Origin of the sequence: Pseudarthrobacter sp. NPDC092424 (genome assembly GCF_044754925.1) — a bacterium.
GTDB lineage: Bacteria > Actinomycetota > Actinomycetes > Actinomycetales > Micrococcaceae > Arthrobacter.
In genome coordinates this window covers 1-22,584 of sequence record NZ_JBIVQC010000001.1, presented here as the reverse complement: position 1 = coordinate 22,584, position 22,584 = coordinate 1, and the positions used below count along the sequence as shown (strand labels likewise).

The following is a 22,584-nucleotide window of genomic DNA, read 5'->3' as shown; positions in this document are numbered from 1 at the left end:
CGGTTGCGGGGCAAGCGGCCCCTGTCCCAATCCTGCCCTATATGAATCGGATATGTCGTAAAACGTCCCCGCATGAGGGCAGGATCCGTGGCTTGGAAAGGCCTGCCGGGTATACTCAAAGTTCAGCTAGGCTTCCTGTTTCGGTGGCTCGCCGGCCCGTTTTCGCAGCGGCCGGAACCGGCGCAGGGAGACAGTACCAGCCGGTGGAAACCCGGTTCAGTCGCCCAATGATGCGCGGACAGCCCTTGGAGGAACAATGTCGCACATCCTGTTACTGACGAACAGCACCGGCTCTTCGGTGGACATCCTTCCTGCCTTGGAACTGCTGAACCACCGCGTCCATATCCTTCCCGCGGAACCCACCGCACTGCTGGAAACGGATCCGTGCGACATCGTCCTGCTCGACGCCCGCAAAGACCTGGTGGGCGCCCGGTCCCTCACCCAGCTCCTGAAGGCCACCGGCCTGAGCGCACCCCTGATGCTGATCCTGACCGAGGGCGGCATGGCGGCGGTATCCTCCGCATGGACCGTTGACGACATCGTGCTGGATTCCGCGGGGCCCGCAGAGGTGGAAGCCAGGATCCGGCTCGCCGTTGCCCGGGCAGTGCCCGAAGCGGACGAGACCCCCACCGAAATCCGCGCCGCCGGTGTGGTCATCGATGAAGCCAGTTACACGGCCCGGGTCAACGGCGCGGCCCTGAACCTGACCTTCAAGGAGTTTGAGCTCCTGAAGTACCTGGCACAGCATCCGGGCCGCGTGTTCACCCGCCAGCAGCTTCTGACAGAGGTGTGGGGTTACGACTATTACGGCGGCACCCGCACCGTGGACGTCCACGTCCGGCGGCTGCGGGCCAAACTGGGTGCCGACCACGAGAACCTGATCAGCACGGTCCGGAACGTGGGCTACCGCCTCACCCTGGTACGCCAGCAGGAAGACGAACTCACCGAGGCCTGACGCAGCCTCGACCGGATCCGGCCCAACCCGTATAGCCTTGCCTCATGACTGCAGCGCACCCCGAGAAATGGCCCGTCCAGGTTATCCGCGGCGGGGTTGACCGGCAGCTCCTGAAGGATTGCCGGGACCTCCTTGCTGCCGCCGAAGAGTCTGACGGGAACCCGGCCATTTCGGAGCAGACCCTGGTGACCATGCGCTCCGCCGCTGCCGGCCCCCACGCGCTCCTCACCTTGGCCCTCTACGCCCCTGACGAGGATTCCGACCCGGCCACCGGCGAGGATCTGGCGGGATTCGCCGTCGTCATCGATGAACCTGACGGCACCGGCGTCCTGGAAATTGCCGTGCACCCCAGCTATCGCAACCAGGGCGTGGCGGACCGCCTGGTGGGCGCGCTCAAGGAAGCCCGAGGACTGGACGGCCTGAAGGCCTGGTCCCACGGCAACCATGAGGCCGCCGCGGACCTCGCCGCCCGCTATGGCTTCGGCCCTGTGCGCGAGCTCTGGAAAATGCGGATGACGACGGCGGGGACCCGCCTTCCCGGGACGGCGCTTCCGGAGGGCGTGTCGCTCCGGCCGTTCCTGCCGGGCAGGGACGAGGACGCCTGGCTGGAAGTAAACCGGGCGGCGTTCGCGCACCACCCGGAGCAGGGCAGCCTGACCCGGGCAGACCTTGAGGCCCGCATGGCGGAGGACTGGTTCGACCCGGCCGGGTTCCTGCTGGCTGAGGACCGGGACGGCCGGCTGCTGGGTTTCCATTGGACCAAGGTCCACCCCAAGCACGGGCCGCATCCGGCGATCGGCGAGGTGTACGTGGTGGGCGTCGCCCCTGAGGCGCAGGGCATGGGGCTGGGCAAAGCCCTCACCGTTGCCGGCATCAGATACCTGCAGGACCTGGGACTGCATGCCGTCATGCTCTACACCGATGCGGATAACGCGGCCGCCGTGGCCCTCTACCGCAGTCTGGGGTTCACCCGCTGGGACATGGATGTCATGTACGGACCGCTCGGCCGGGCCACCGCCTGAGGATGCGGGCCGGGGAAGGGTGCAAACCGCCCCTGCTGCCGGCCGGAAAACTTGTAAGGTTGAAGCAGGGCGCGCGGGCCGGACCAGCCGGTCCAGGCGCCAGGTAAAGGAGATGCCATGACCCCGGAACCGTCCGGAACCGCCACGCCCCAGGATGTTGCGGCACCTGTGCGCGCCCGCTTCGGCTCCTCCGAGGTTCCGGCTTCCCGGGCCACCCAGGACCGGATCGACATCCCCGAATTCGCACCCAACCTGCAGCCCGAGGGTGACATCCGCCCGGACCGGTTCCTGGACCGTGAGCTGAGCTGGCTGGCGTTCAACTCCAGAGTCCTGGAACTGGCGGAAGACCCCACCCTTCACCTGCTGGAACGCGTGGGCTTCCTGTCCATCTTCGCCTCCAACCTGGATGAGTTTTTCATGGTCCGGGTGGCCGGGCTGAAGCGCCGTATCGCCACCGGACTGGCCGTCCCCTCGCCCGCTGGACTGAGCCCGGTGGAGGTCCTGGAGCGCATCAGCGAGGAAGCACACCGCCTGCAGCAGCGCCACGCGCAGGTCTACGCCGAGCAGATCCGGCCGGCCCTGGCCTACGAACACATCCACCTCATGCACTGGGATGAACTGGACGACGCCGCCAAGCAGCAGCTGACCGTCATGTTCGCGGAGAAGGTCTTCCCGATCCTCACCCCGCTGGCAGTGGACCCGGCCCACCCGTTCCCCTACATTTCCGGCCTTTCCCTGAACCTGGCGGTAGTGGTCCGGAACCCGGTGAGCGACAAGGAACTGTTTGCCCGTGTCAAGGTCCCGGACCAGCTGCCCCGGCTGATCTCCATCGACGGGCCCCGTGCCGGTGCGGTACCGGGCCGGGTGGCCCGCTTCATCGCGCTGGAAGAGGTCATCGCCGTCCACCTGGACCGGCTATTCCCCGGAATGGAAGTCCTGGAGCACCACACCTTCCGCGTCACCCGCAACGAGGACGTGGAGGTGGAAGAGGATGACGCAGAGAACCTCCTCCAGGCCTTGGAGAAGGAACTGCTGCGGCGCCGGTTCGGCCCGCCCGTCCGGCTCGAGGTCACCAACGACATCAACCCGAACATCCGGGCGCTCCTGATCCGGGAACTGGGTGTCGAGGAGGCCGAGGTCTATTCCGTCCCGGCGCCCCTGGACCTCCGCGGGCTGTCCGTGATTGCAGCGATCGACCGCGCAGACCTGCACTACCCCAAGCACGTCCCGCACACGTCGCGGTACCTCAACGAGTCCGAGACCTCGAAGGCAGCCAACGTTTTCGCCGCCATGCGGCGGCGCGACATCCTGCTGCACCACCCGTACGACTCCTTCTCCACCTCGGTGCAGGCGTTCCTGGAACAAGCTGCGGCGGACCCGAAGGTCCAGGCCATCAAGCAGACCCTGTACCGGACATCCGGAGACTCCCCCATCGTGGACGCGCTCATCGACGCCGCGGAGGCCGGCAAGCAGGTCCTGGCCCTGGTGGAGATTAAGGCACGGTTCGACGAGCAGGCCAACATCTCCTGGGCCCGCAAGCTTGAACAGGCCGGCGTCCACGTGGTCTACGGCATCGTAGGACTCAAGACGCACTGCAAGCTCTCGCTGGTGGTCCGCCAGGAGGTGGACGGGCTGCGCCGCTACTGCCACATCGGCACCGGCAACTACCACCCCCGCACCGCGCGCTACTACGAGGACCTGGGCCTTCTCACCGCCAATGACCAGGTGGGTGAGGACCTGTCCAAGCTGTTCAACCAGCTCTCCGGGTACGCGCCCAAGTCCACGTTCAAGCGCCTGCTGGTGGCACCGCGGTCCGTGCGGTCCGGCCTGATTGACCGGATCGAGACCGAGATCCGCAACGCCCGCGCCGGCATTCCGGGCCGGGTGCAGATCAAGGTGAACTCCATGGTGGATGAGGCCATCATCGATTCGCTGTACCGGGCATCACAGGCCGGGGTCAAGGTGGACGTGGTGGTCCGCGGCATCTGTTCCCTGCGCCCCGGCGTGCCGGGCCTGAGCGAAAACATCACGGTCCGCTCCATCCTGGGCAGGTTCCTGGAGCACTCGCGCGTGTTTGCATTCGCGAACGGCGGTGACCCGGTGGTGTACATAGGTTCAGCGGACATGATGCACCGCAACCTGGACCGCCGGGTGGAAGCCCTGGTCCAGCTGGGCAGCGCGGACGACATCGCTTACGTGCTGGCCCTGCTGCAGCGCTACATGGCCCCGGAAACCGCCAGCTGGCACCTGGACAATGAAGGGAACTGGACCCGCCACCACCTTTCGGACGAGGGCAGGCCGCTGGAGGACGTCCAGTCCTGGTTGCTCGCATCCCGTCCCCGGCAGCGCAGCCTCAGCCGCCGGTAAGGGCCCCGCTTTGTCGAGCGATGCACTCGTAGCTGACCAGACGGACCACCCGGGAGAACCCATCGCCATTACGGCGGCTGGGGCCGTCCCGTGGCGGATTGCCAGGGACCGGCTCGAAGTCCTGCTGATCCACCGGCCGCGCTATGACGACTGGTCATGGCCTAAGGGAAAGATCGACGACGGCGAGACCATCCCTGAGTGCGCCGTGCGTGAGGTCCGGGAGGAAATCGGCCTCACCGCCCAGCTGGGGATTCCGCTTCCCCCCATCCATTACCACGTCCAGTCGGGCTTGAAAGTGGTCCACTACTGGGCCCTCAAGGTCAACGGAAACCGCCTGCAGCCCGACGGCAAGGAGGTGGACAGCGTGATGTGGTGCACGCCGGAAAAGGCGGCGTCCCTCCTGTCCAATCCTTCGGACCTGTTGCCGCTCGAATACCTGTGGGAAATGTACCGGCGCCGGGAACTGGACACCTGGCCGCTGCTGGTGCTCCGGCATGCCAAGGCAAAACCACGCTCTTCCTGGACCAAGGCCGAAGGCGAGCGGCCCCTCGCTGCCACCGGCACCAGGCAGGCCCAGGCCGTGGGCAGGCTCTTGCAGGCCTGGCAGCCGGTACGGGTCGTGACCAGCCCGTGGCTGCGCTGCGTTGCTACGGTGGCGCCCTACGCCAAGGCAAGCGGTGCCAAGGTGAAGCTCGCTGAAGCCCTCACGGAGCACCGGCACCACCGCAGTCCCAAGAAGACCGCGGGCGTGATCGAGAACCTTTTCGACAAGCAGCGGCCCGTGGTGGTCTGCACCCACCGCCCGGCACTTCCGACGGTCTTTGGACAGCTGGCCAAGCACATGGCCAAGCAACTGCAGGTCCTGCTGCCCGCGGAGGAGCCGTATCTGAGCCCGGGCGAGCTGGTGGTGTGCCACGTGGCCCACGGCGGCAAGGACCGGATTGTGGCGGTGGAGCAGTTCAAGCCTTTTGACGACTAGTGTTGCCCACCAGACCCCGCGCTTTCGAAAGTAGACTTGAACCGTGAGCATCCCAACCCCCTACGAAGACCTCCTGCGCGACGTCCTGGCCAACGGCACCCATAAATCGGACCGTACCGGCACCGGGACCACCAGCGTTTTCGGCCGGCAGATTCGCTTTGACCTCGGCGAAAGCTTCCCGCTGATCACCACCAAGCGGGTGCACTTCAAGTCGGTGGCCGTGGAACTCCTGTGGTTCCTGCGCGGGGAAACCAACGTCAGGTGGATGCAGGACCAAGGCGTCACCATCTGGAATGAATGGGCGGACGCGGACGGCGATCTCGGCCCCGTGTACGGCGTGCAGTGGCGCAGCTGGCCCACCCCCGACGGCGGCCACATCGACCAGATTGCCGAGCTCATCGAGGGGCTCAAGTCCAATCCCGATTCCCGGCGCCACATCGTCTCCGCCTGGAATGTCTCGGAGCTCAAGGACATGGCCCTGCCGCCGTGCCATGCGTTCTTCCAGTTCTACGTGGCGGACGGCAGGCTCTCCTGCCAGCTCTACCAGCGCTCCGCGGACATGTTCCTGGGCGTTCCCTTCAACATCGCCTCCTACGCGCTGCTCACGTGCATGGTCGCTCAGCAGGTGGGCCTGGAACCGGGCGAGTTCATCTGGACCGGCGGCGACGTGCACATCTACGAAAACCATATGGACCAGGTGCTCAAGCAGCTGGACAGGGAACCATACGAATACCCGCAGCTGCGGATCACCCGCAGGCCCGCCTCGATTTTCGATTACACACTGGAGGACTTCGACGTGGTCGGTTACCGGCACCACCCCACCATCAAGGCCCCGATCGCCGTATGAACACCGGGAACCCGCAGGCATTCACGGAGGAGCTCGCCGCCTCCATCACCGGCGTCGGACTCGTCTGGGCGCAGACCCCGGACGGTGTCATCGGCAAGGGCGGGGACATGCCCTGGCACCTTCCTGAGGACCTGAAGCACTTCACCCGCCTCACCATGGGCCACCCCGTGGTGATGGGCCGCAAAACCTGGTTGTCCTTCCCGGCCAAATACCGTCCGCTGCCCGGGCGCACCAATATCGTCATTACCCGGCAGGAAGGGTGGGCCGAAACGCCCGAGGCGGAGGGCGCCGTCGTGGTTTCCTCCCTGGATGACGCCCTGCTCGAGTCGCAGTTCGTGGACGGCGGTGAAACGGTCTGGATTGTGGGTGGCGGGGAGATATTCCGGCAGTCCGCCGACCTCGCCACCACCGCGGTGGTCACCACCATCGATGTAAAAGCCGACGGCGACACCTACGCCCCCGAACTCGGCCCAGGCTGGGAGGCAACTGCCTCCGTCCCACCGGACGGATGGCTGACCGGCGCCAACGGCACGCGCTACCGCTTCACCAAATGGTCACGGACCGAAGGCTAGGAACATGCTGAAAAAACCCGAAACGCTTTTCATCCTGGGCTACATGCTCCTGCCGCTGCTGGCCCTGCTGTCCGCCATCGTTGGACTGACCATGATCCTCGGCGGGAACAAGATCGCCGGCGCCATCGTGCTGGTGGTGGTGACGCAGGTCTTCGCCTTTGGCGCCTTCTTCGCCCTCCGCGCCCGCAAGGCCGCCGTGCTGGAGGACCCGGAGCGCCGCTAGGCCCCCCGTTCCGCCCGTCCCGCGTGACGTAACCGACTGCGCCGGGCCGGTTGCGAAGTCTAAACTGATCCAATGACTACAGCAGCTACCCCTTCCGTCGGCCTGGTCGGATGGCGCGGCATGGTCGGTTCCGTCCTCATGCAGCGCATGCAGGACGAGGGCGACTTCGCCAACATCAACCCGGTGTTCTTCTCCACCTCCAACGCGGGAGGTGCCGGGCCGTCTATTGCTGGAACAGCAGGAGGCAGCGCCGGCAAGCTCGAGGACGCGTTCGATCTCGACACCCTGGCCAAGCTGCCCATTATCGTCACCGCCCAGGGCGGGGACTACACCAAGCGCGTCCACTCGGAGCTGCGCGGCCGCGGCTGGGACGGCCTCTGGATCGACGCCGCTTCCACCCTGCGCATGAACGACGACTCGATCATCGTGCTGGACCCCATCAACCGCGATGTCATCGACAAGGGCCTGGTCAACGGCACCCGGGACTTCATCGGCGGCAACTGCACCGTCTCCTGCATGCTGATGGGCCTCGGCGGACTGTTCAAGAACGGGCTGGTCGAGTGGGGCACCTCCATGACCTATCAGGCAGCTTCCGGCGGCGGCGCCCGGCACATGCGCGAGCTCCTCAGCCAGTTCGGCACGCTAAACGCCGAGGTCAGCACGGAACTGGACGACCCGGCGTCGGCCATTCTGGAGATCGACCGCAAGGTGCTCGCCCACCAGCGCACCGACATCGACGCCACCCAGTTCGGCGTGCCGCTGGCCGGCTCGCTGATCCCCTGGATCGACGCCGACCTGGGCAACGGGCAGTCCAAGGAAGAGTGGAAGGCCGGGGTGGAGACCAACAAGATCCTGGGCACGTCCGAGGAAACCCGGATCATCATGGACGGGCTGTGCGTCCGGATCGGCGCCATGCGCTCCCACTCCCAGGCGCTGACGCTCAAGCTGCGCGAGGACCTCTCCGTCGCGGAGATCGAGAAGCTCCTGGCGGAGGATAACGAGTGGGCCAAGGTGGTTCCCAACACCAAGGAAGCCTCCATGGCCGACCTCACGCCCGTTGCGGCCTCCGGCACCCTGGACATCCCGGTGGGCCGCATCCGCAAGATGGAGATGGGCCCGCAGTACATCAGTGCCTTCACCGTGGGCGACCAGCTCCTCTGGGGCGCCGCCGAGCCCCTGCGCCGCATGCTCAACATCGCCACCGGGAACCTGTAGTTTTTGTCCGCCATAAGCGGCCCTGGCCCACATAACCGGTGCTTCCGAGCGCCGCTCATGCGGGTCAGGGCCGCTTTTGCGTGGCAAGGAACGCGAAGAGCCGCCTCCGGAGTTCGCCGGGCCGGTCCAGCTGCGGCCACTTGATCCGGAACACTGACCAGCCGAGCTCCTGCAGCGCTGTTTCCCGCCACCGCTCGTTGAGGAGGGCTTCCTCTGCGGGCTTGTAGTCGGAGTACTTGGCGCGGCCGTCAAATTCGATGATGACCCTGGCCTGAGGGTCCGCGAAGTCCGCCCGGAACAGGCCCTGGGGCGTTGGAATGTCCACCTGCGGAATGAAACTGTCCAGGCCAAAGGAGCGCAGCAGCAGACGGGTCCGGGTCTCCCCGGCCGACTCCGAGCGCCCGTCGATCACCTCCAGCAGGGCCGCAGCCCTCCTGCTGCCGCGCTTGGTGGGACTCTCATCCAGGAGTTGCCGCATGCGCTCCAGGCTGGCACCCTTGCGGAGGGCGTGGTCCCCGATCACCGCGGCCCGGTCCAGCGGCAGGATCCGGGCGCAGTCCAGCACCGTCCGTTCCAGGCTGGTGGTCAGGACCTCCCGGCCGTCCACTGTCCGCGCCGTGGCCAGCTCGTGCTCCGCCAACGGCAGCCGATGCGTCCTGACATCGTTACCTGCGCTGGCCCGGGAGTTCGAGTAGCCGGTGGTGACATGGATCAACGGGCCCACCTCCCACACATCGCAGCGGTGCAGCCGGGCCGCGCTGATGTGGCTGTACCGGGAATCGCCGTCCGTCGATTCGAAGTGCGCGAGGATCCGCAGCAGGTCCTGGTCCCACGGTTTCAGGCTGTCCCAGTAGCTCCGCCGAACGTAGGCACCCCTGCGAAGTCGCAGCAGCGCGCCGTCGTCCGTTGCTTTCTTGACCAGCCTGCTCTCCAGGCCGGCCGCTGCCAGGTGCCGGGTTGACGCAACATCCACCTGCGGCCACCGGCCGTCCACTACGGCCCGGATCTTTTTGGAATTCATGGTTCAACACTCGCCGGGCGGCTGTTGGACGGGTACCCCGGGCGCGGCTATGTGGATAAACCCCGGCGCCATGAGCGGTCCGTGGCCGCATGAGCGCGGTTGACCAACGCCGGTCAAGCCGGCGCGGGCCGGTTATACGGGAGTGTGCGTCAGGTGGCCAGGAATTCCAGGTACCGTCGGGCGGCGCGGTCGAAGGCAGCCTGCGGGGCCGGACCGGGCTGCCCGCCAACAAAGAGATCACGTACGACGGCGGCACGGCGGCCCTTTCCCTCCACGGCCCAGGTGCCAACCACCTCGCCAGCAGCCACAACTGTCTTCTTGAATACTCCGTTGCCGCCGGGAACGATATGGTTGGCGTACTCCGCCGGCAGCACCAGGCTCCGGTCCTTGTAGCCCAGGAGGAACTCGTCGAAACCGGGCAGCAACAGGACTGACCGGCCTCCGGGGACTGTCCCGTCCAGCAGCGCCGCCGTCCCGGGCGACATCCAGTACACGGAACCATCGAACTCCAGCTCCGCCAGTTGCCCGCGGACTTCGTCCAGGGCGGCCCGGACCTCGGTGAGCGGCAACTGCGTCCACCAGGCGAAGTCATGGATGGTGGCTGGCCCATGGCTGCGGAAGTACCGGAGCAGCCACGAGGCAACCGCCTCCGCACGCTCCAGCCGGCGCGATGCTGGAATCCAGTCGTCAAAGGCCACCATCAGCTGCTGGTTGCCGGCCAGCGGTCCCAGAACCAGCCAGCGATAGCGGCAGAGTGTGCCGAGGATATGGATGCCGCGCTGGCCCTGCGTGGCCTGGCCGGCGGCATCGAACACAGCAAACAGCTCACTGCGGCTGACCGGTCCCGCGGCCGAGATATGGTCCAGGGCGAGGTCCCGGCATTTCTCCACGTCCGCCCAGGTGATGCCGAGTTCCCGGTGGCGGGCGGCCATGCCCTTGGTCAGGCGGTCCGCAGTGAGCTCCAGCATCCAGCGAAGGTCTTCGGGCGCCACCAGGTGCAGGGTGCCACGCATCGGCCAGGACCGGACAATGGTCCCCGAGTTCAGGGCCGCCCGAACCGCCATGAGGCCCCCCACCGGGAGCCGGACACCGACAGCCCAGAGTGCAGCCTGAAGATCCTGCGCCTGCATGGCCGTCATCCAACGGACTACGTCAGCCGCCTCCGGACGCTCACCGGTGAAAGACGGCAGCAGCCACTGCGAGGCGAGTCTGAGCCGTCCCATGATCCTGCCGTTGAGGCGCTTTCCCGCCAGCGGAGCCATGCCCCCATCCTACGGTCGCCGACCGACCTGCGGGCATGGGCGGCCCGGGGCAGCATAAGCGGTGTCCGCCGACGCCGGTTATGTTGGGGCGGGCCGGTTATAGGGCGGGGTCAGAGCTCCAGTCCGATCAGCAGCGGTTCGGGGTGCAGGAGAATGCCAAAACGGCGCTCGACGCCGGCACGCACCTCCCGCGCGACGGACAGCATGTCCGCGGCGCTGGCTGAGCCGCGGTTGGTAATGGCGAGGGTGTGCTTGGTGGAGAGCGACGCGCGGCCCCCGGAGACGCTGTCCGGTTCCAGCCCGTAGCCCTTGCCGAAGCCGGCCTGGTCGATCAGCCACGCCGCAGAGAGCTTCACGAGCCCTTCCTCACCCGCCGGGTACCGTGGAGCACCCTCGGGAAGGGTGGCAGCAACATCCGCAGCCACCACCGGGTTGGTGAAAAACGAACCCGTCGAGTAGGTGTCCCGGTCCCGGGCATCCAGCACCATGCCTTTGGAGGCACGCAGGCGCAGCACTTCACGGCGGACATCGTTGGCGTATGCCCGCTTGCCCGGCTCGACCCCCAGGGAGCGCGCCAGTTCGGCGTAGCGGATGGGCGCGCTCATCCGGCCAAGCGGCAACTGGAACTCCACGGTCAGCACCACGTAGCGCGGCGAGCCGTTGACGGTGGTCTGCTTCAGGATGGAGTCGCGGTATCCGAACTTGAGCTCGGAGTTGGTGAACGTCCGCACGGCGTTCCGCTGCCGGTCCCAGGTACGGACAGAGGCAATGGTCTGGGAAACGTCCGCGCCGTAGGCACCCACGTTCTGGACCGGCGTAGCACCCGTTGAACCGGGGATGCCGGAGAGCGCCTCAAGCCCGGACCAGGCATGTCGGACGGCATGCTCCACGAGGGCGTCCCAGTTGTGGCCCGCCTGTGCTACAACGGAGACCCCGCCGCAGGAGTCTTCCGCGTTGACGGTGAGCCCCTCGGAAGCGATGCGGACTACGGTACCGGGGAACCCGTCGTCGGAAATCAGCAGGTTGGAGCCGCCGCTGATGATGAGGACCTGCTCCCCTGCCGCGTCCGCGGAACGGAGGGCGTCGATGATTTCAGCCTCGGTCCGGGCCGCAATGTAGGCGCCGGCGGGGCCGCCGACGGCGGACGTGGTGAGCTGGGAGAGCATCGTGGGTGTCACCCTGCCACAATACTAGGGAAAACTAGGTAACCTTCCGGGCCACCGGCGAGAGCAGGAAGCTGACCACCAGCATGACCATGACGGCCAGGAGCGAGTGCAGAATGCCAACATGTTCGGCCAGCAGGCCCAGCAGCGGCGGCCCGCACAGGAATGCACCGTACCCGATGGTGGACACCACAGAGACCCGGGCGGCGGCCTTGGCGGGATCGTCGGCGGCTGCGGACATCCCCACCGGGAAGCCCAGGGATGCGCCGAGCCCCCACACAGCGAGACCCGCGTAAGCCACCCAGGGCTCCGGGGCGAAGACGAACAGGCCCAGGCCCAGGACGGCCATGGCCGCGCACCACCGCATGACCGGCACCCGGCCGTAGCGGTCCAGGACCGCGGTTCCGGCAAAGCGGCCGACTGTCATGAACGACACGAACAGGCCGTAGCCGGCCGCACCCGCGGCGTCGCTCTGCCCGTGCCCGTCCGCAAGGGCCAGCGCCACCCAGTCGCCCGCGGCACCCTCGGCGAGGGCCAGGCCCAGCACCAGGACACCGAGGAGCACGGTGCGGCGGTCACGCCAGGCCTGGGCGACCTTGCGCTTGTTGTCCAGCGGCTCCTCGCCGGCCGCTGCCCCGCCGGGCGGGATGACGGGGATGGGCCCGGTGGAAGGGTCGCCGAACGCATCCGGCGCGTAACTGCGTTCGCCCCCGTGCGGGGTGAGGTCCGCGCGGAACCGGGCCGCCGCCGTCGTCACCGAAACGGCTACCAAGGCACCGGCTGCGGCGAGGTGCCAGAACACTGGGATGGAAACTGCGGCGGCCCACGCCCCCAGGCCGGCACCTGCCACCGTTCCGATGCTGAACGAGCCATGCAGCCGCGGCATGATGTGCCGGCCCACGGCTCGCTCCACTGCGGCGCCCTCCACATTGGAGGCGGTGTTCCAGCTGGCGGTGCCCAGGCCGATGATGGCCAGGCCGACCGCCGTTGCCAGGGGGCTGACCAGGACCGACGTGCCGAAGCCGGCAACAGCCAGGCCCACGCCCACCATGATGCTTCCGGTCCGGATGGTCCGCCGCGAGCCGAGCCGCAGCACGATCAGACCGGAGGCGGAGACGGACAGGAACGACCCCACCGTCATGCAGAGCAGCAGCAGCCCAACGTTCGCCGGAGTCAGGCCCAGCCCGTCCCGGATCGCCGGAAGCCGGGACACCCAGGACGCAAACGCGATGCCACTTGCCGCATAGGCCACCACCACGGCGTTGCGCCATTGCGTTACCTCGACGGCGGAAGGCCTGACGCCGGTCCGGGCGGTCATGGGAGGAGGCTCAGGAGACCCTGACGAGGGCCTGGGCCTTCATCAGGACCTTCTGTCCGCCGGAAACCACGGTGAGGTCAACGCGCGCGGTGCCCGCATCGGCGTCGAGCTTTCCAATGGTGCCGCTGACCTCGATGGTGGCGCCGGGATCCGGTGTTCCGGTGGTGTCCGTGACCAGTACCGGCTTGGTGAAACGCGTCTGGAAATCGACGACGGCGGCGGGGTCGCCTGCCCAGTCAGTCACCAGCTGGACGGCTGCTCCCATGGTGAACATGCCGTGCGCGATCACGCCGGGCAATTCCACGCTGGTGGCGAAAGCCTCGTTCCAGTGGATGGGGTTGAAATCCCCTGAGGCGCCGGCATACTTGACCAGGTCCGTGCGGGTGACCTCGACGGTGCGGCTGCCGATCTCCTGGCCGGCGCTAAGTTCGTTGAAGGTGGGGCTCATGGCTACTGTCCCTCTCCGCGGACCAGGATGGATGACGTGGTGGTGGTGACATGCTGCCGGGAGTCGCCCTCACCCAGCGCGTAGATCTCCGAGCGGGTGGTGAGCATGGCTCCGCCGCCCATGGCCCGGACCCCGTCCACATGCAGCTCGGCCACCAGGCGGTCACCGGCCAGGATGGGCCGGTGGTGCGTGAAGCGCTGGTCCGCGTGGACCACACGGGAGAAGTCGATGCCGGCTTCCGGGTCTTCGATCAGCTGGGCGTCGGCGCGCTGGGCGACGATGATGGCGAACGTGGGCGGCGCCACGAGGTCCGCGTGGCCCAGGGCCCTGGCGGCCTCGACGTCGAAGTGCGCAGGGTGGATGGCTTTGACGGCGCGGGCGAACTCGCGGATCTTCTCGCGGCCAACGTCGTACACCTCTGCGGCAGGGTAGCTGCGGCCCTGCAGGTCCGGATTGATAGTCATGGCCTCAAGACTATCGCCCGCCGCAGGCCTGCAGGAAAGACAGGCGGAACTACCGGCGAAGGTTCTTCCGGATGGCCTGGCCCCGCACCACGAGGCCCACGATGTGCAGCACCAGGCCCAGTCCGATGAGCGGCAGGGACACCATGGCCAAGGCCTGGTTGCCGCCGGCGTTGCCCACCAGGCTCAGGATGATTCCGACGCCGATAAGCCCCATTGCGCTGAAGACCAGGACTTTGTAGCGGGTTGGAGCGGTGGCCCAGAATTCGTTCAGCACCGTGACAGTCTACCGGCCGGGGCCTACAGCGCCGGCTTCACTCCAAATGCCACTGCGAGCTTCATGATCTTCTCGGCGCGGCCCAGGCGTGGCAGGTCGGAGCCGTCGCGGATGACGCGGCCATTGGCTTCGAAGTCGTTCATGAAGTCCGTGGCCCAGGCGACGTCAGAGGGCGTGGGGCTGATGACTTCGTTGATCACCGGGGTCTGGTCGATGGCAAGGCAGAGTTTGCCGGTCATGCCCATCATCACGGTGATGCCGGTCTGCTCGCGCAGGATGGGGTGGTTGGTGCCCACGGTGGGACCGTCGATGGGGCCCGGCAGGTTGCCCACGCGGCTGGCAACGACCAGCTTGGCGCGGGGGTAGGCCATTGCCTCCGGAGTGGCAGCCATGCCGGTGTCGCGGCGGAAGTCGCCTGAGCCGAAGGCCAGGCGGAAGGCGCCCTGGGCCTTGGCGATGTGGTTGGCTTCTTCGATGCCCAAGGCGGATTCCACCAGCGGGATCACTGGGGTTTTGCCGTCCATGCGGTGAAAGCTCTCGGTGACCTGGTCCGCGGATTCAGTCTTGGCGAGCATGACGCCCAGCAGGCCCGGGGTGCCGCGCAGGCCCGCGAGGTCATCGGCCCAGAACGGGCTGGTGGCGTCATTGATGCGGACCCATGCCTTGCCGCCGGCCGTCAGCCAGTCCACCACGTGGCCGCGGGCCTGGTCCTTCTGGGACGGGTCTACGGCATCTTCAATATCCAGGATGATCGAGTCCGCGCGGGACACTGCCGACTGGTCGAACAGTTCCGTCTTCATGGCGTTCACGAGGAGCCAGGAGCGGGCGATTTCTGCGGGGATATTGCGTTCCGGCCTTACGGTCTCGGCGGCGATGGTAGACGTCATGTTCCTACCGTATCTGGCCGGAGACCGGCAGTGCCAAGAAAACGGCCGCCGGGCGGGGACCAATAAGAACTTAAAGCCCACTTTGGCCACCCGCCCGGTCAGCGCCGGTCAGCGCCGGTCAGGGGATGTTGCTCCCCCGCGCCGTGACCCACAGCTGGTACCACTCGGCCCGGGTCATGGCCTGCGCCACCCGGCCGGCGTCCCGGCAGGCCCGGATCCGCCCGGGGTTGACCGTCCCAATCACGGGCGCGATCCCCGCCGGGTGCTTCATCAGCCAGCCCAGCAGGACGGCTTCACCCGAGGTGCCGTAGTCCGCAGCCAGCCTGGCCACCAGTTCAGAGGTGGCGGTTTCGGCGGATGACGGACTGTCCGGTTCGGCGCCCGTGTATAGCCCGCGGGCCAGCGACCCGTAGGCCTGAAGCGTGATGCCGTTCCGGATGCAGTGCTCCACGGTGCCATGCGGGAAGCTGTAGTCCAGGTGCTCGGAGTGGTTTACCAGCACGTGGCTCTCCAGCCATGCCCTCTTCAACAGGCTCATTTCCAGCTGGTTGGCCACCACGGGCGTCTCCAACTGGTCCTGCAGCACCTCGATCTGCGCGGCGGACATGTTGGACACGCCCAGTTGCCGGACCTTGCCTTCCGCCATGAGGTGGCCGACGGCGCCGGCCACCTCCGCGGGGTCCGCCAGCGGATCCGGGCGGTGCAGGAGGAGGATGTCCACGTAGTCCGTCCGCAGCCGCTTGAGGCTGGCATTGACCCGCTCCAGGATGGCGTCCCGGCTCAGGTCGTAGTGTCCGGGTATCCCGGGTTCGCTAAGCCGGATGCCGCATTTGGTCTGCAGCCGGATGCGGTCCCGCAGCCCCGGCCGGGCGGCCAGGACCTCGCCAAACACCGCCTCCGACTTGCCGTTGCGGTAGATATCCGCGTGGTCGAAGAGCGTGATTCCGGCGTCCAGTGCGGCGTCGACGGCGGCGGCGGCCTCATCGACGTGGTCGCTGCCGTGCGGTTCGTCGGACCAGCTGCCGCCCAGGCCCATGCAGCCATAGATCAGTTCCTGCATCGCCCCGGGCCCTAGCCGCGCAGCCAGGCCGTGGTGTTGGCAGGCAGGGTGCCGCCTTCCAGCGGGGCGCTGCTGATCAGGACGGTGCCGGCAGGAAGTTCGACGGCGGTGTCCCCGAAGTTGGTCACGGACTGCCAGCCGTTGGGGCGGCTGAAGTGCAGGACCTCCGGGCTGGCGGCTTCGTGCCAGGTGAGCTCCTCACCGGTCTGCAGTTCGCGGCGGAGCTTCAGGGCGGCCCGGTAGAGCTCCAGGGTGGAACCCTCCGTGCCGTCCTGTGCCTCCACCGCGTACTTGCTGAACCACTCCGGCTGCGGCAGGTGCGCGCCGCCGTCACCGAATCCAAAGGAGGGTCCTTCAACCTTCCACGGCAGCGGTACACGGCAGCCGTCCCGGCCCACTTCCACTCCCCGGTTGCGGAAGAAGGAGGGGTCCTGGCGTTCCGATTCGGGGATGTCAGCCACTTCCTGGAGGCCCAGCTCTTCACCCTGATAGAGGTAGGCAGAACCGGGAACGGCCAGCATCAGCAGCGTGGCTGCACGGGCACGGCGTTCCCCGAGTTCTGCGTCCAGCTGGTCCGCGGGCCCGCCAGCCAGCAGCCAGTCCTTGCCGTCCTGGCCCTTGGTGCCGGCCTTCGCCTTGGAGACCTGGGGCAGCCCGTAGCGGGTGGCGTGCCGGACCACGTCGTGGTTGGAAAACACCCAGGTGGAGGAGGCTCCGGTGGCGGCGGCTTCGGCGAGGTTGCGGGTGATGATCTCCTTGTATTCGGCGGCGTCGAAATCGGCCTGCAGCAGGTCGAAGTTGAACGCCTGGCCCAGGCCCTCGGGGCTGGCGTACCGGGCGCGGCGGGAAGCATGCACCCAGGCCTCGGCCACCGCGGTGCGCGGAGGGTTGTACTCGTTGAAGACCTCGCGCCACTCGGTGTAGATCTCGTGGACCTCGTCACGGTCCCAGAACGGGTGGGAGCCGTCGTCGAAACCGTCCACGCCGGTGTTGGCGGCGCTCAGTTCCAGCTTGGACAGCAGCGGCTCGGTGAGGTCCTTGGTCAGCGCGTGCGCCACGTCAACCCGGAATCCGTCCACGCCCCGGTCCGACCAGAAGCGCAGGGTCTTGAGGAAGTCGTCGCGGATCTCGCGGTTGGCCCAGTTCAGGTCCGGCTGTTCCTTGGCGAAAATATGCATGTACCACTGGCCCGGAGTGCCGTCCGGCTCCGTAATGCGCTCCCAGGCCGGACCGCCGAACACGGAGTCCCAGTCCGACGGCGGGAACTCACCGTTGGGGCCCTTCCCGTCCCGGAAAATGTAGCGGTCGCGGGCCGGGGATCCCTTGGGGGACGCCAGCGCCTCCTTGAACCACTCGTGGCGGTCCGACGAGTGGTTGGGCACGATGTCCGCGATCAGCTTGATGCCGGCGGCGTGCAGGGCCTTGGCCATTTCGTCGAAGTCGGCCAGCGTCCCGAGCTTCGGGTCCACGTCCCGGTAGTCGTCCACGTCATAGCCGCCGTCGGCGAGCGCCGACGGGTAGAACGGGCTCAGCCACACGGCGTCGATCCCAAGGGATTTCAGGTATGGAACCTTTGCGGTGATGCCTTTGAGGTCGCCGATGCCGTCCCCGTTGGAGTCCGAGAAACTCCGCGGGTAGATCTGGTAGACGGAGGCCTGACGCCACCAGTTGGGGTCGGCCAGGCGGTCGGAATCGGACAGGGTTGCCAAGGTGGCAGTGGTGGACAAGGCTGATCCTTTTCGTGGGTGTGGTTATATTTATATTGATTCTATATTTAATACCTTCCACATTATCTGGCCCGGCCCGCAGAAAGGTCAACAGCATGCCCGACTGGATCCCGGCCACCCCCGGCCTGCTCCGCCGGGTCAGCGCGGGCGCGGTCCTGGAGTTCATGCGCGCCTCACATGCGGTGACCGTCACCGAGGTCATGGCCGCCACCGGATTGACCCGCGCCACGGGCATCGCCGTATGTGAAGACCTCATGGAGCGCGGCTGGATCCGGGAGCTGGAAAGCCACAAGGCGGCAGGCACCGCCCAGAAGGGCCGCCCGGCCCGGCGCTTCGAGCTGAACGAACGCGCCGGCGTCGTCCTTGGCTTGGACATCGGCTACGCGAAGGCTTCCGTGGAGGTCTCCGACCTGCGCGGCACCACCATTGGCCGGGCCAGCCGCCCGTTCGCTGCATCCGGCGGTGCCGCCGGGCGCCTGGCCGTCATCGAGGACGTCGCGCTGGCCGCCCTCGGCGAGGCGGGCGCGGACCCGAAGGAAGTGTTGGCCGTCTGCGCCGGCGTGGCCGCGCCAGTGGACCGGCATGGAAACGTGCTGGCGACGCAGGAGTTCTGGGGCCTGTTCGACATTGGACTGAGGACGGCACTGCACGACCGGCACGGCTGGATCGTACTGCTGGAAAACGACGCGAACCTCGCGGCCCTCGGCGAACGATGGCGCGGCACCGCGGCCGGCGTGGACGACGTCGTGGTGATCCTGGCCAGCGAGCGCCTGGGCTCGGGCGTGGTGGAGGGCGGCCGGCTGGTCCACGGCAGCCGCGGCAGCGCCGGCGAGCTGGCCTACCTGGAATTGGTGGAGGGCGTCGGCGACACCTTCGGCATCGCGCACCTGGCCCGGGCCTGGGCCGCAGAGGCACTTGCCGGGGACGCGGCCACAGCACTCCGGGACATCCCGGCCGGCAGCATGGCGGCGGAGGACGTGTTCGCCGCTGCCGCTGCGGGCGACGCCGTCGCAAGGAGCATCCGGGGCCGGCTGGCCGACAGGATGGCCCGGATCATCGGCACCGTGGCCACCATGCTGAATCCCGAACTGGTGGTTATCGGCGGCGGGGTGGCGCGCTCGGCGGGGCCAATGCTCCCGGACATCCGGAGCCGCCTCACGGAGTTCACCGCCACGCCACCGCGGGTGGAGGCCTCACCGCTGGGCGACGCCATTGTGGCCGCCGGCGCGGTACGGCGGGCCTTGGACTATGTGGAAGCCAACTCGCTGGACGTGGACCTGAACCGCTAACCGGCCCGTTCCGCAAATGGGCGGGACTGCACAGGACGCCAACGGGGCATCTGTTGGGCCGACGCCTAAACGGACATCCCTACCGGCCCGCTTCCCCAATTTCGGCAAGGGCCTTCCGGAGGCGGTCGCCGGCATCGTCGGCCACTTCTTTGACCGAGAGGGCATCGCTGAGCTGGACCATTGTCTGGGGGTCGATGGCCTCCACCGTGGTCACGTCCGCCTCCTTGCCGCGGCGCACCACGACGTTGCAGGGCAGGAGTGCGCCGATTTCCGGCTCGGCGGCGATGGCGCGACTGGCGAGGCCCGGGTTACAGGCGCCAAGAATCACGTAATCGCCGACGGCCTCCGCAGCCTCGGCACCAAGCTTGGCCTCGAAGGTGGAACGGACATTGATCTCGGTGAGGATTCCGAAGCCCTGGGCCGACAGGGCGTCCCGGGTGCGGTCCAAGGCTTCAGCCCATGGAAGGTTGACGGCGGTGGTCAGGGTGTACGTCATGGTTCTCCTTTGGGCTGCCCGGCACCAGGCCTGATTACGCGAGGGAAAGGAACAGTTTCTCCAGATCCTTCTTATCCATCGTTGCATCCTGCTGGACAATGCACTGCTCCAGACCCGTGGCGATGATGGCGAACCCTGCCCGGTCCAGCGCCTTCGACACCGCAGCGAGCTGGGTGACAACGTCCTTGCAGTCCCGGCCTTCTTCCAGCATCCGGGTTACAGCCGCCAGCTGGCCCTGGGCGCGCTTCAAACGGTTGATGACGGGGGTGAGTTCTGAGGAATTGAGTTCCACGGGGTTTCTCCAACTATCGGGGGCTTGCATCCACTTTATACCCCTGAGGGTGTTTTGACTACCCCCAGGGGTATCTGCAATACTCGGTGGGGTATCCAGCCATCCCCTACGAGAGGCCAGCAATGACTTCCCCTTCCACGACTTCAGCCGTTACCGCCCTTGCGCCCGAGACCCTGCGCGCCTGGATCGAACAGCACAAGGACCTTGTCGTCATTGATGTGCGCTCCGCCGCGGAGTTCGAATCCATGCACATCCGGGGCTCCTACAACGTGCCCCTTCCGCTGCTGGCCGAGCACACCGATGAACTCGCCGCCCGACTGGGCTCCCGCGTGGTCCTGGTGTGCCAGTCCGGCGTGCGCGCCGAGCAGGCCCGCCAGCGCCTGGCCAAGGCCGGGATCGACACCGCCTATGTCCTTGCCGGCGGGGCACCCGGGTTCGCCGCTGCGGGCGGCGACGTGGTCAAGGGCAAGGACCGCTGGGACCTTGAACGGCAGGTTCGCCTTGTGGCCGGTTCCCTGGTGGTGCTGGGCCTGGCCGGCGGAAGGTTTGTCTCCCCCAAGATCCGGACCCTTGCCGGGTTGATCGGGACGGGCCTGACGTTCTCGGCGGCCACGAATACCTGCGCGATGGGCAAGGCCATCTCGGCCATGCCGTGGAACAAGGCCGCCAAGGAACCCACCCGCGAAAGCGCCATCCTCGCCCTCCCTGCTGCCAACACGGAAGCCGCGGCATAATGAGCGCCACCCTGCTGCTCGTTCTTGCGCTCTCGGTGGTCATCGGGCTCTCGCTCGGCGTCCTGGGCGGCGGCGGATCCATCCTGACCGTCCCGATCCTGGTCTACGTGGCCGGATTCGAGCCCAAGGAAGCCATCGCAGCCTCCCTGTTCGTGGTCGGCGTCACCTCCGCGGTCAGCGTACTCAGCCATGCCCGCGGCGGCAGGGTGATGTGGCGGACCGGCCTGATCTTCGGCGCGGCCGGCATGGCCGGCGCTTTCGTCGGCGGCCTCCTCGGCGGGCACATCCCCGGCCAGATCCTGCTTATCGCCTTCGCGGCGATGATGGTGGCCACCTCAGCGGCCATGCTCCGGGGCCGGAGGAAGAAGAACGACGACGGCGCCGCACCCGCCAGGCACGAACTGCCCCTTGGCAGGGTGCTGCTGGACGGGGCCGTCGTTGGACTGGTCACCGGCCTGGTCGGCGCCGGCGGCGGATTCCTCGTGGTCCCTGCATTGGCACTCCTGGGCGGCCTGCCGATGTCCGTTGCCGTGGGCACTTCGCTGGTGGTCATCGCCATGAAGTCCTTCGCAGGACTCGCCGGATACCTCACCACCGTGCAGCTCGACTGGGGCATCACCCTTGGCGTGACCGCAGCCGCCATCGCGGGCACGCTGGCCGGGTCCAAACTGGCCGGCCGTATCCCGGAGGCCGCCCTGCGCAAGGCATTCGGCTGGTTCGTACTGGCCATGGGAACCTTCGTCCTTATCCAGCAGGCTCCGGCAGACCTTCAATGGTTCATTGCCGCCGGAGTCGCAGCCCTGGCGGCAGCCACCGCCGGCGTCTGCTGGCTCTTCATCAGCTCCTGCCCCCTGCGCAAACGGAGCAGGCGGCGCAGCAGCGTCCCCTCTCCCGCCTGAATCACCACCCGCAATAACCAAGGAGAACAATCGCGGGTTTCATCAGCTCCCTGAAGCAGGCCTTCAGTCCGCTAACCACAGCCCAGAACAATTCGAAGGAGAACCCCAGTGCCTGAAATCACCGTCACCGAAACCGAACAACGGCGCTCCACCGCGCGCATCCTGGACGTCCGTGAGGACTTCGAGGTGGCCGAAGGAATGATCCCAGGCGCCCTGCACATCCCCATGGGCCAACTGCAGGCACGCCTGTCCGAACTGGATCCGGCAGTCCCGGTCATCGCGGTCTGCCGCAGCGGCAACCGTTCAGCCCGCGTCGCAGACGCCCTCAACGGCGCCGGCTTTTCGGCGGACACCATGGCAGGCGGAATGATCGCATGGACCCGCGCCGGCCTGCCCACCACCTGAGGCCGACACTTCGCCGCCTTCCACCCAAGACAACACCCGAAAGGACACGAAAGACCATGGCAACCATCGACGTCACGGAACAGAGCTTCGCTGAGACCCTGGAGAACAACGGCATCGTCTTCGTTGACTTCTGGGCAGCCTGGTGCGGCCCCTGCCGCATGTTCGCCCCCACTTACGGGAACGCGGCCGAACGCCACCCGGATATCACCTTCGCCAAGGTGGACACCGAAGCCCAGCAGGCCCTTGCCGCAGCAGCGAACATCACCTCCATCCCCACACTGATGGCCTTCAAGGACAAGACCCTCGTGTTCTCCCAACCCGGGGCCCTCAACGCCACCGGCCTGGAAGAAGTTATCCAGGCCGTCAAGAGCCTGGACATGGACAAGGTCCGCGCCGACACAGGCCGCCAGCACGCCTGAGTCCCTCGGGCCTGCCAAAGCTGCGCGACAGGAAATCGCCTTAGGCAGCGCCCCCGTTGCGAGATACCCCCCGGGGTATCTATACTTGATGCAGAACAACAATCAATTCCCTTTCAACTAAGGAGAGCACCACATGCTTATCGAGCGCATTTACGACGAAGACCTCGCCCAGGCCAGCTACTTCATCGGCTGCCAGGCCAACGGCACTGCCGTTGTTGTCGACGGCCGCCGCGACATCGCGGTCTA

General features: G+C 67.2%; 25 protein-coding genes. 13 read left to right on the top strand and 12 right to left on the bottom strand.

Annotated elements, in window-relative coordinates; genetic code table 11:
* Window positions 1-256 precede the first annotated feature (256 nt).
* The 8 genes from ACIQCN_RS00125 to asd all read left to right on the top strand — a co-directional run bounded on the left by ACIQCN_RS00125 (window position 257) and on the right by asd (window position 8,180).
* Window positions 257-955, top strand: a complete 699-nt coding sequence (locus ACIQCN_RS00125) for a winged-helix domain-containing protein (RefSeq protein WP_400604449.1) — start codon at window positions 257-259, stop codon at window positions 953-955.
* Window positions 956-999: 44 nt separating this feature from the next.
* Window positions 1,000-1,977, top strand: a complete 978-nt coding sequence (gene mshD, locus ACIQCN_RS00120) for a mycothiol synthase (protein WP_400608832.1) — start codon at window positions 1,000-1,002, stop codon at window positions 1,975-1,977.
* Between the two features lie 117 nt (window positions 1,978-2,094).
* Entirely contained in the window at window positions 2,095-4,344 is a 2,250-nt protein-coding gene (locus ACIQCN_RS00115; RefSeq protein WP_400604453.1) for an RNA degradosome polyphosphate kinase, read from the top strand.
* A 10-nt stretch (window positions 4,345-4,354) separates the two neighbouring features.
* A complete protein-coding gene (locus ACIQCN_RS00110; RefSeq protein ID WP_400604454.1) occupies window positions 4,355-5,323 on the top strand; it encodes an NUDIX domain-containing protein in 969 nt (322 codons plus the stop codon).
* A 43-nt stretch (window positions 5,324-5,366) separates the two neighbouring features.
* On the top strand, window positions 5,367-6,170 hold the full coding sequence (locus ACIQCN_RS00105; RefSeq protein ID WP_400604455.1) for a thymidylate synthase: 804 nt from the start codon (window positions 5,367-5,369) through the stop codon (window positions 6,168-6,170).
* Complete coding sequence (locus tag ACIQCN_RS00100; protein WP_400604457.1) at window positions 6,167-6,742, top strand: dihydrofolate reductase; 576 nt, start codon at window positions 6,167-6,169, stop codon at window positions 6,740-6,742. The genes ACIQCN_RS00105 and ACIQCN_RS00100 overlap by 4 nt, the downstream gene beginning before the upstream one ends.
* Window positions 6,743-6,746: 4 nt before the next feature.
* Window positions 6,747-6,965 carry an NF038396 family protein gene (locus tag ACIQCN_RS00095; RefSeq protein WP_400604459.1) on the top strand — a complete coding sequence of 73 codons (219 nt, stop codon included), beginning with the start codon at window positions 6,747-6,749 and terminating at the stop codon, window positions 6,963-6,965.
* A gap of 72 nt (window positions 6,966-7,037) precedes the next feature.
* Complete coding sequence (asd, locus tag ACIQCN_RS00090; protein WP_400608830.1) at window positions 7,038-8,180, top strand: aspartate-semialdehyde dehydrogenase; 1,143 nt, start codon at window positions 7,038-7,040, stop codon at window positions 8,178-8,180.
* Between the two features lie 64 nt (window positions 8,181-8,244).
* Here the strand turns inward: asd and ACIQCN_RS00085 are convergent, their stop codons facing one another.
* The 10 genes from ACIQCN_RS00085 to ACIQCN_RS00040 form a co-directional block, all read right to left on the bottom strand.
* Window positions 8,245-9,201 (bottom strand): hypothetical protein, encoded by a 957-nt coding sequence (locus tag ACIQCN_RS00085; RefSeq protein WP_400608828.1) that lies wholly within the window; start codon window positions 9,199-9,201, stop codon window positions 8,245-8,247.
* A gap of 149 nt (window positions 9,202-9,350) precedes the next feature.
* Window positions 9,351-10,463 (bottom strand): winged helix DNA-binding domain-containing protein, encoded by a 1,113-nt coding sequence (locus ACIQCN_RS00080; protein WP_400608827.1) that lies wholly within the window; start codon window positions 10,461-10,463, stop codon window positions 9,351-9,353.
* Between the two features lie 110 nt (window positions 10,464-10,573).
* A complete protein-coding gene (locus ACIQCN_RS00075; RefSeq protein ID WP_400608825.1) occupies window positions 10,574-11,641 on the bottom strand; it encodes a UDP-N-acetylmuramate dehydrogenase in 1,068 nt (355 codons plus the stop codon).
* Between the two features lie 22 nt (window positions 11,642-11,663).
* The gene (locus ACIQCN_RS00070; RefSeq protein ID WP_400604468.1) at window positions 11,664-12,944 is read right to left on the bottom strand and encodes an MFS transporter; all 1,281 of its coding nucleotides are present in this window, start codon (window positions 12,942-12,944) and stop codon (window positions 11,664-11,666) included.
* 10 nt (window positions 12,945-12,954) lie between these two features.
* Window positions 12,955-13,392: a MaoC family dehydratase gene (locus tag ACIQCN_RS00065; protein ID WP_400608823.1), complete on the bottom strand. Its 438-nt coding sequence runs from the start codon at window positions 13,390-13,392 to the stop codon at window positions 12,955-12,957.
* A gap of 2 nt (window positions 13,393-13,394) precedes the next feature.
* The gene (locus ACIQCN_RS00060; protein WP_400608821.1) at window positions 13,395-13,856 is read right to left on the bottom strand and encodes a MaoC family dehydratase N-terminal domain-containing protein; all 462 of its coding nucleotides are present in this window, start codon (window positions 13,854-13,856) and stop codon (window positions 13,395-13,397) included.
* A 49-nt stretch (window positions 13,857-13,905) separates the two neighbouring features.
* Window positions 13,906-14,130 (bottom strand): DUF3188 domain-containing protein, encoded by a 225-nt coding sequence (locus ACIQCN_RS00055; RefSeq protein ID WP_400608820.1) that lies wholly within the window; start codon window positions 14,128-14,130, stop codon window positions 13,906-13,908.
* A 23-nt stretch (window positions 14,131-14,153) separates the two neighbouring features.
* The gene (locus ACIQCN_RS00050) at window positions 14,154-15,017 is read right to left on the bottom strand and encodes an HpcH/HpaI aldolase/citrate lyase family protein (protein ID WP_400604474.1); all 864 of its coding nucleotides are present in this window, start codon (window positions 15,015-15,017) and stop codon (window positions 14,154-14,156) included.
* A gap of 118 nt (window positions 15,018-15,135) precedes the next feature.
* Window positions 15,136-16,077 carry an aldo/keto reductase family oxidoreductase gene (locus ACIQCN_RS00045; RefSeq protein ID WP_400608818.1) on the bottom strand — a complete coding sequence of 314 codons (942 nt, stop codon included), beginning with the start codon at window positions 16,075-16,077 and terminating at the stop codon, window positions 15,136-15,138.
* A gap of 11 nt (window positions 16,078-16,088) precedes the next feature.
* Complete coding sequence (locus tag ACIQCN_RS00040; protein ID WP_400608816.1) at window positions 16,089-17,804, bottom strand: glycoside hydrolase family 13 protein; 1,716 nt, start codon at window positions 17,802-17,804, stop codon at window positions 16,089-16,091.
* A gap of 95 nt (window positions 17,805-17,899) precedes the next feature.
* On the opposite strand from ACIQCN_RS00040, the gene ACIQCN_RS00035 reads away from it, so the two are divergent.
* Window positions 17,900-19,093 (top strand): ROK family protein, encoded by a 1,194-nt coding sequence (locus ACIQCN_RS00035; RefSeq protein ID WP_400608814.1) that lies wholly within the window; start codon window positions 17,900-17,902, stop codon window positions 19,091-19,093.
* Between the two features lie 79 nt (window positions 19,094-19,172).
* Here the strand turns inward: ACIQCN_RS00035 and ACIQCN_RS00030 are convergent, their stop codons facing one another.
* Together ACIQCN_RS00030 and ACIQCN_RS00025 are read right to left on the bottom strand one after the other, a co-directional pair.
* Window positions 19,173-19,589: a DUF302 domain-containing protein gene (locus ACIQCN_RS00030; protein ID WP_400604480.1), complete on the bottom strand. Its 417-nt coding sequence runs from the start codon at window positions 19,587-19,589 to the stop codon at window positions 19,173-19,175.
* 34 nt (window positions 19,590-19,623) lie between these two features.
* Window positions 19,624-19,881 (bottom strand): metal-sensitive transcriptional regulator, encoded by a 258-nt coding sequence (locus ACIQCN_RS00025; RefSeq protein WP_400604482.1) that lies wholly within the window; start codon window positions 19,879-19,881, stop codon window positions 19,624-19,626.
* 122 nt (window positions 19,882-20,003) lie between these two features.
* Here ACIQCN_RS00025 and ACIQCN_RS00020 point away from each other — a divergent pair, with 122 nt between their 5' ends.
* The 4 genes from ACIQCN_RS00020 to trxA all read left to right on the top strand — a co-directional run bounded on the left by ACIQCN_RS00020 (window position 20,004) and on the right by trxA (window position 22,338).
* On the top strand, window positions 20,004-20,615 hold the full coding sequence (locus ACIQCN_RS00020) for a rhodanese-like domain-containing protein (protein WP_400604483.1): 612 nt from the start codon (window positions 20,004-20,006) through the stop codon (window positions 20,613-20,615).
* Window positions 20,615-21,514 (top strand): sulfite exporter TauE/SafE family protein, encoded by a 900-nt coding sequence (locus ACIQCN_RS00015; RefSeq protein ID WP_400608812.1) that lies wholly within the window; start codon window positions 20,615-20,617, stop codon window positions 21,512-21,514. Before ACIQCN_RS00020 ends, ACIQCN_RS00015 begins: the two co-directional genes overlap by 1 nt.
* Before the next feature lie 108 nt (window positions 21,515-21,622).
* Window positions 21,623-21,919: a rhodanese-like domain-containing protein gene (locus tag ACIQCN_RS00010; protein WP_400608811.1), complete on the top strand. Its 297-nt coding sequence runs from the start codon at window positions 21,623-21,625 to the stop codon at window positions 21,917-21,919.
* 56 nt (window positions 21,920-21,975) lie between these two features.
* Entirely contained in the window at window positions 21,976-22,338 is a 363-nt protein-coding gene (trxA, locus tag ACIQCN_RS00005; RefSeq protein WP_400608809.1) for a thioredoxin, read from the top strand.
* Window positions 22,339-22,584: the final 246 nt, after the last annotated feature.

Excerpts from the sequence above, each read along its gene's own strand:
- ACIQCN_RS00045 (WP_400608818.1), bottom strand. The coding sequence starts at position 16,077 with ATGCAGGAACTGATCTATGGCTGCATGGGCCTGGGCGGCAGCTGGTCC.
- ACIQCN_RS00060 (WP_400608821.1), bottom strand. The coding sequence starts at position 13,856 with ATGACTATCAATCCGGACCTGCAGGGCCGCAGCTACCCTGCCGCAGAG.
- trxA (WP_400608809.1), top strand. The coding sequence starts at position 21,976 with ATGGCAACCATCGACGTCACGGAACAGAGCTTCGCTGAGACCCTGGAG.
- ACIQCN_RS00030 (WP_400604480.1), bottom strand. The coding sequence starts at position 19,589 with ATGACGTACACCCTGACCACCGCCGTCAACCTTCCATGGGCTGAAGCC.
- ACIQCN_RS00020 (WP_400604483.1), top strand. The coding sequence starts at position 20,004 with ATGACTTCCCCTTCCACGACTTCAGCCGTTACCGCCCTTGCGCCCGAG.
- ACIQCN_RS00070 (WP_400604468.1), bottom strand. The coding sequence starts at position 12,944 with ATGACCGCCCGGACCGGCGTCAGGCCTTCCGCCGTCGAGGTAACGCAA.
- ACIQCN_RS00115 (WP_400604453.1), top strand. The coding sequence starts at position 2,095 with ATGACCCCGGAACCGTCCGGAACCGCCACGCCCCAGGATGTTGCGGCA.
- ACIQCN_RS00125 (WP_400604449.1), top strand. The coding sequence starts at position 257 with ATGTCGCACATCCTGTTACTGACGAACAGCACCGGCTCTTCGGTGGAC.
- mshD (WP_400608832.1), top strand. The coding sequence starts at position 1,000 with ATGACTGCAGCGCACCCCGAGAAATGGCCCGTCCAGGTTATCCGCGGC.
- ACIQCN_RS00050 (WP_400604474.1), bottom strand. The coding sequence starts at position 15,017 with ATGACGTCTACCATCGCCGCCGAGACCGTAAGGCCGGAACGCAATATC.
- ACIQCN_RS00100 (WP_400604457.1), top strand. The coding sequence starts at position 6,167 with ATGAACACCGGGAACCCGCAGGCATTCACGGAGGAGCTCGCCGCCTCC.
- ACIQCN_RS00080 (WP_400608827.1), bottom strand. The coding sequence starts at position 10,463 with ATGGCTCCGCTGGCGGGAAAGCGCCTCAACGGCAGGATCATGGGACGG.
- ACIQCN_RS00065 (WP_400608823.1), bottom strand. The coding sequence starts at position 13,392 with ATGAGCCCCACCTTCAACGAACTTAGCGCCGGCCAGGAGATCGGCAGC.
- ACIQCN_RS00085 (WP_400608828.1), bottom strand. The coding sequence starts at position 9,201 with ATGAATTCCAAAAAGATCCGGGCCGTAGTGGACGGCCGGTGGCCGCAG.
- ACIQCN_RS00015 (WP_400608812.1), top strand. The coding sequence starts at position 20,615 with ATGAGCGCCACCCTGCTGCTCGTTCTTGCGCTCTCGGTGGTCATCGGG.
- asd (WP_400608830.1), top strand. The coding sequence starts at position 7,038 with ATGACTACAGCAGCTACCCCTTCCGTCGGCCTGGTCGGATGGCGCGGC.
- ACIQCN_RS00035 (WP_400608814.1), top strand. The coding sequence starts at position 17,900 with ATGCCCGACTGGATCCCGGCCACCCCCGGCCTGCTCCGCCGGGTCAGC.
- ACIQCN_RS00095 (WP_400604459.1), top strand. The coding sequence starts at position 6,747 with ATGCTGAAAAAACCCGAAACGCTTTTCATCCTGGGCTACATGCTCCTG.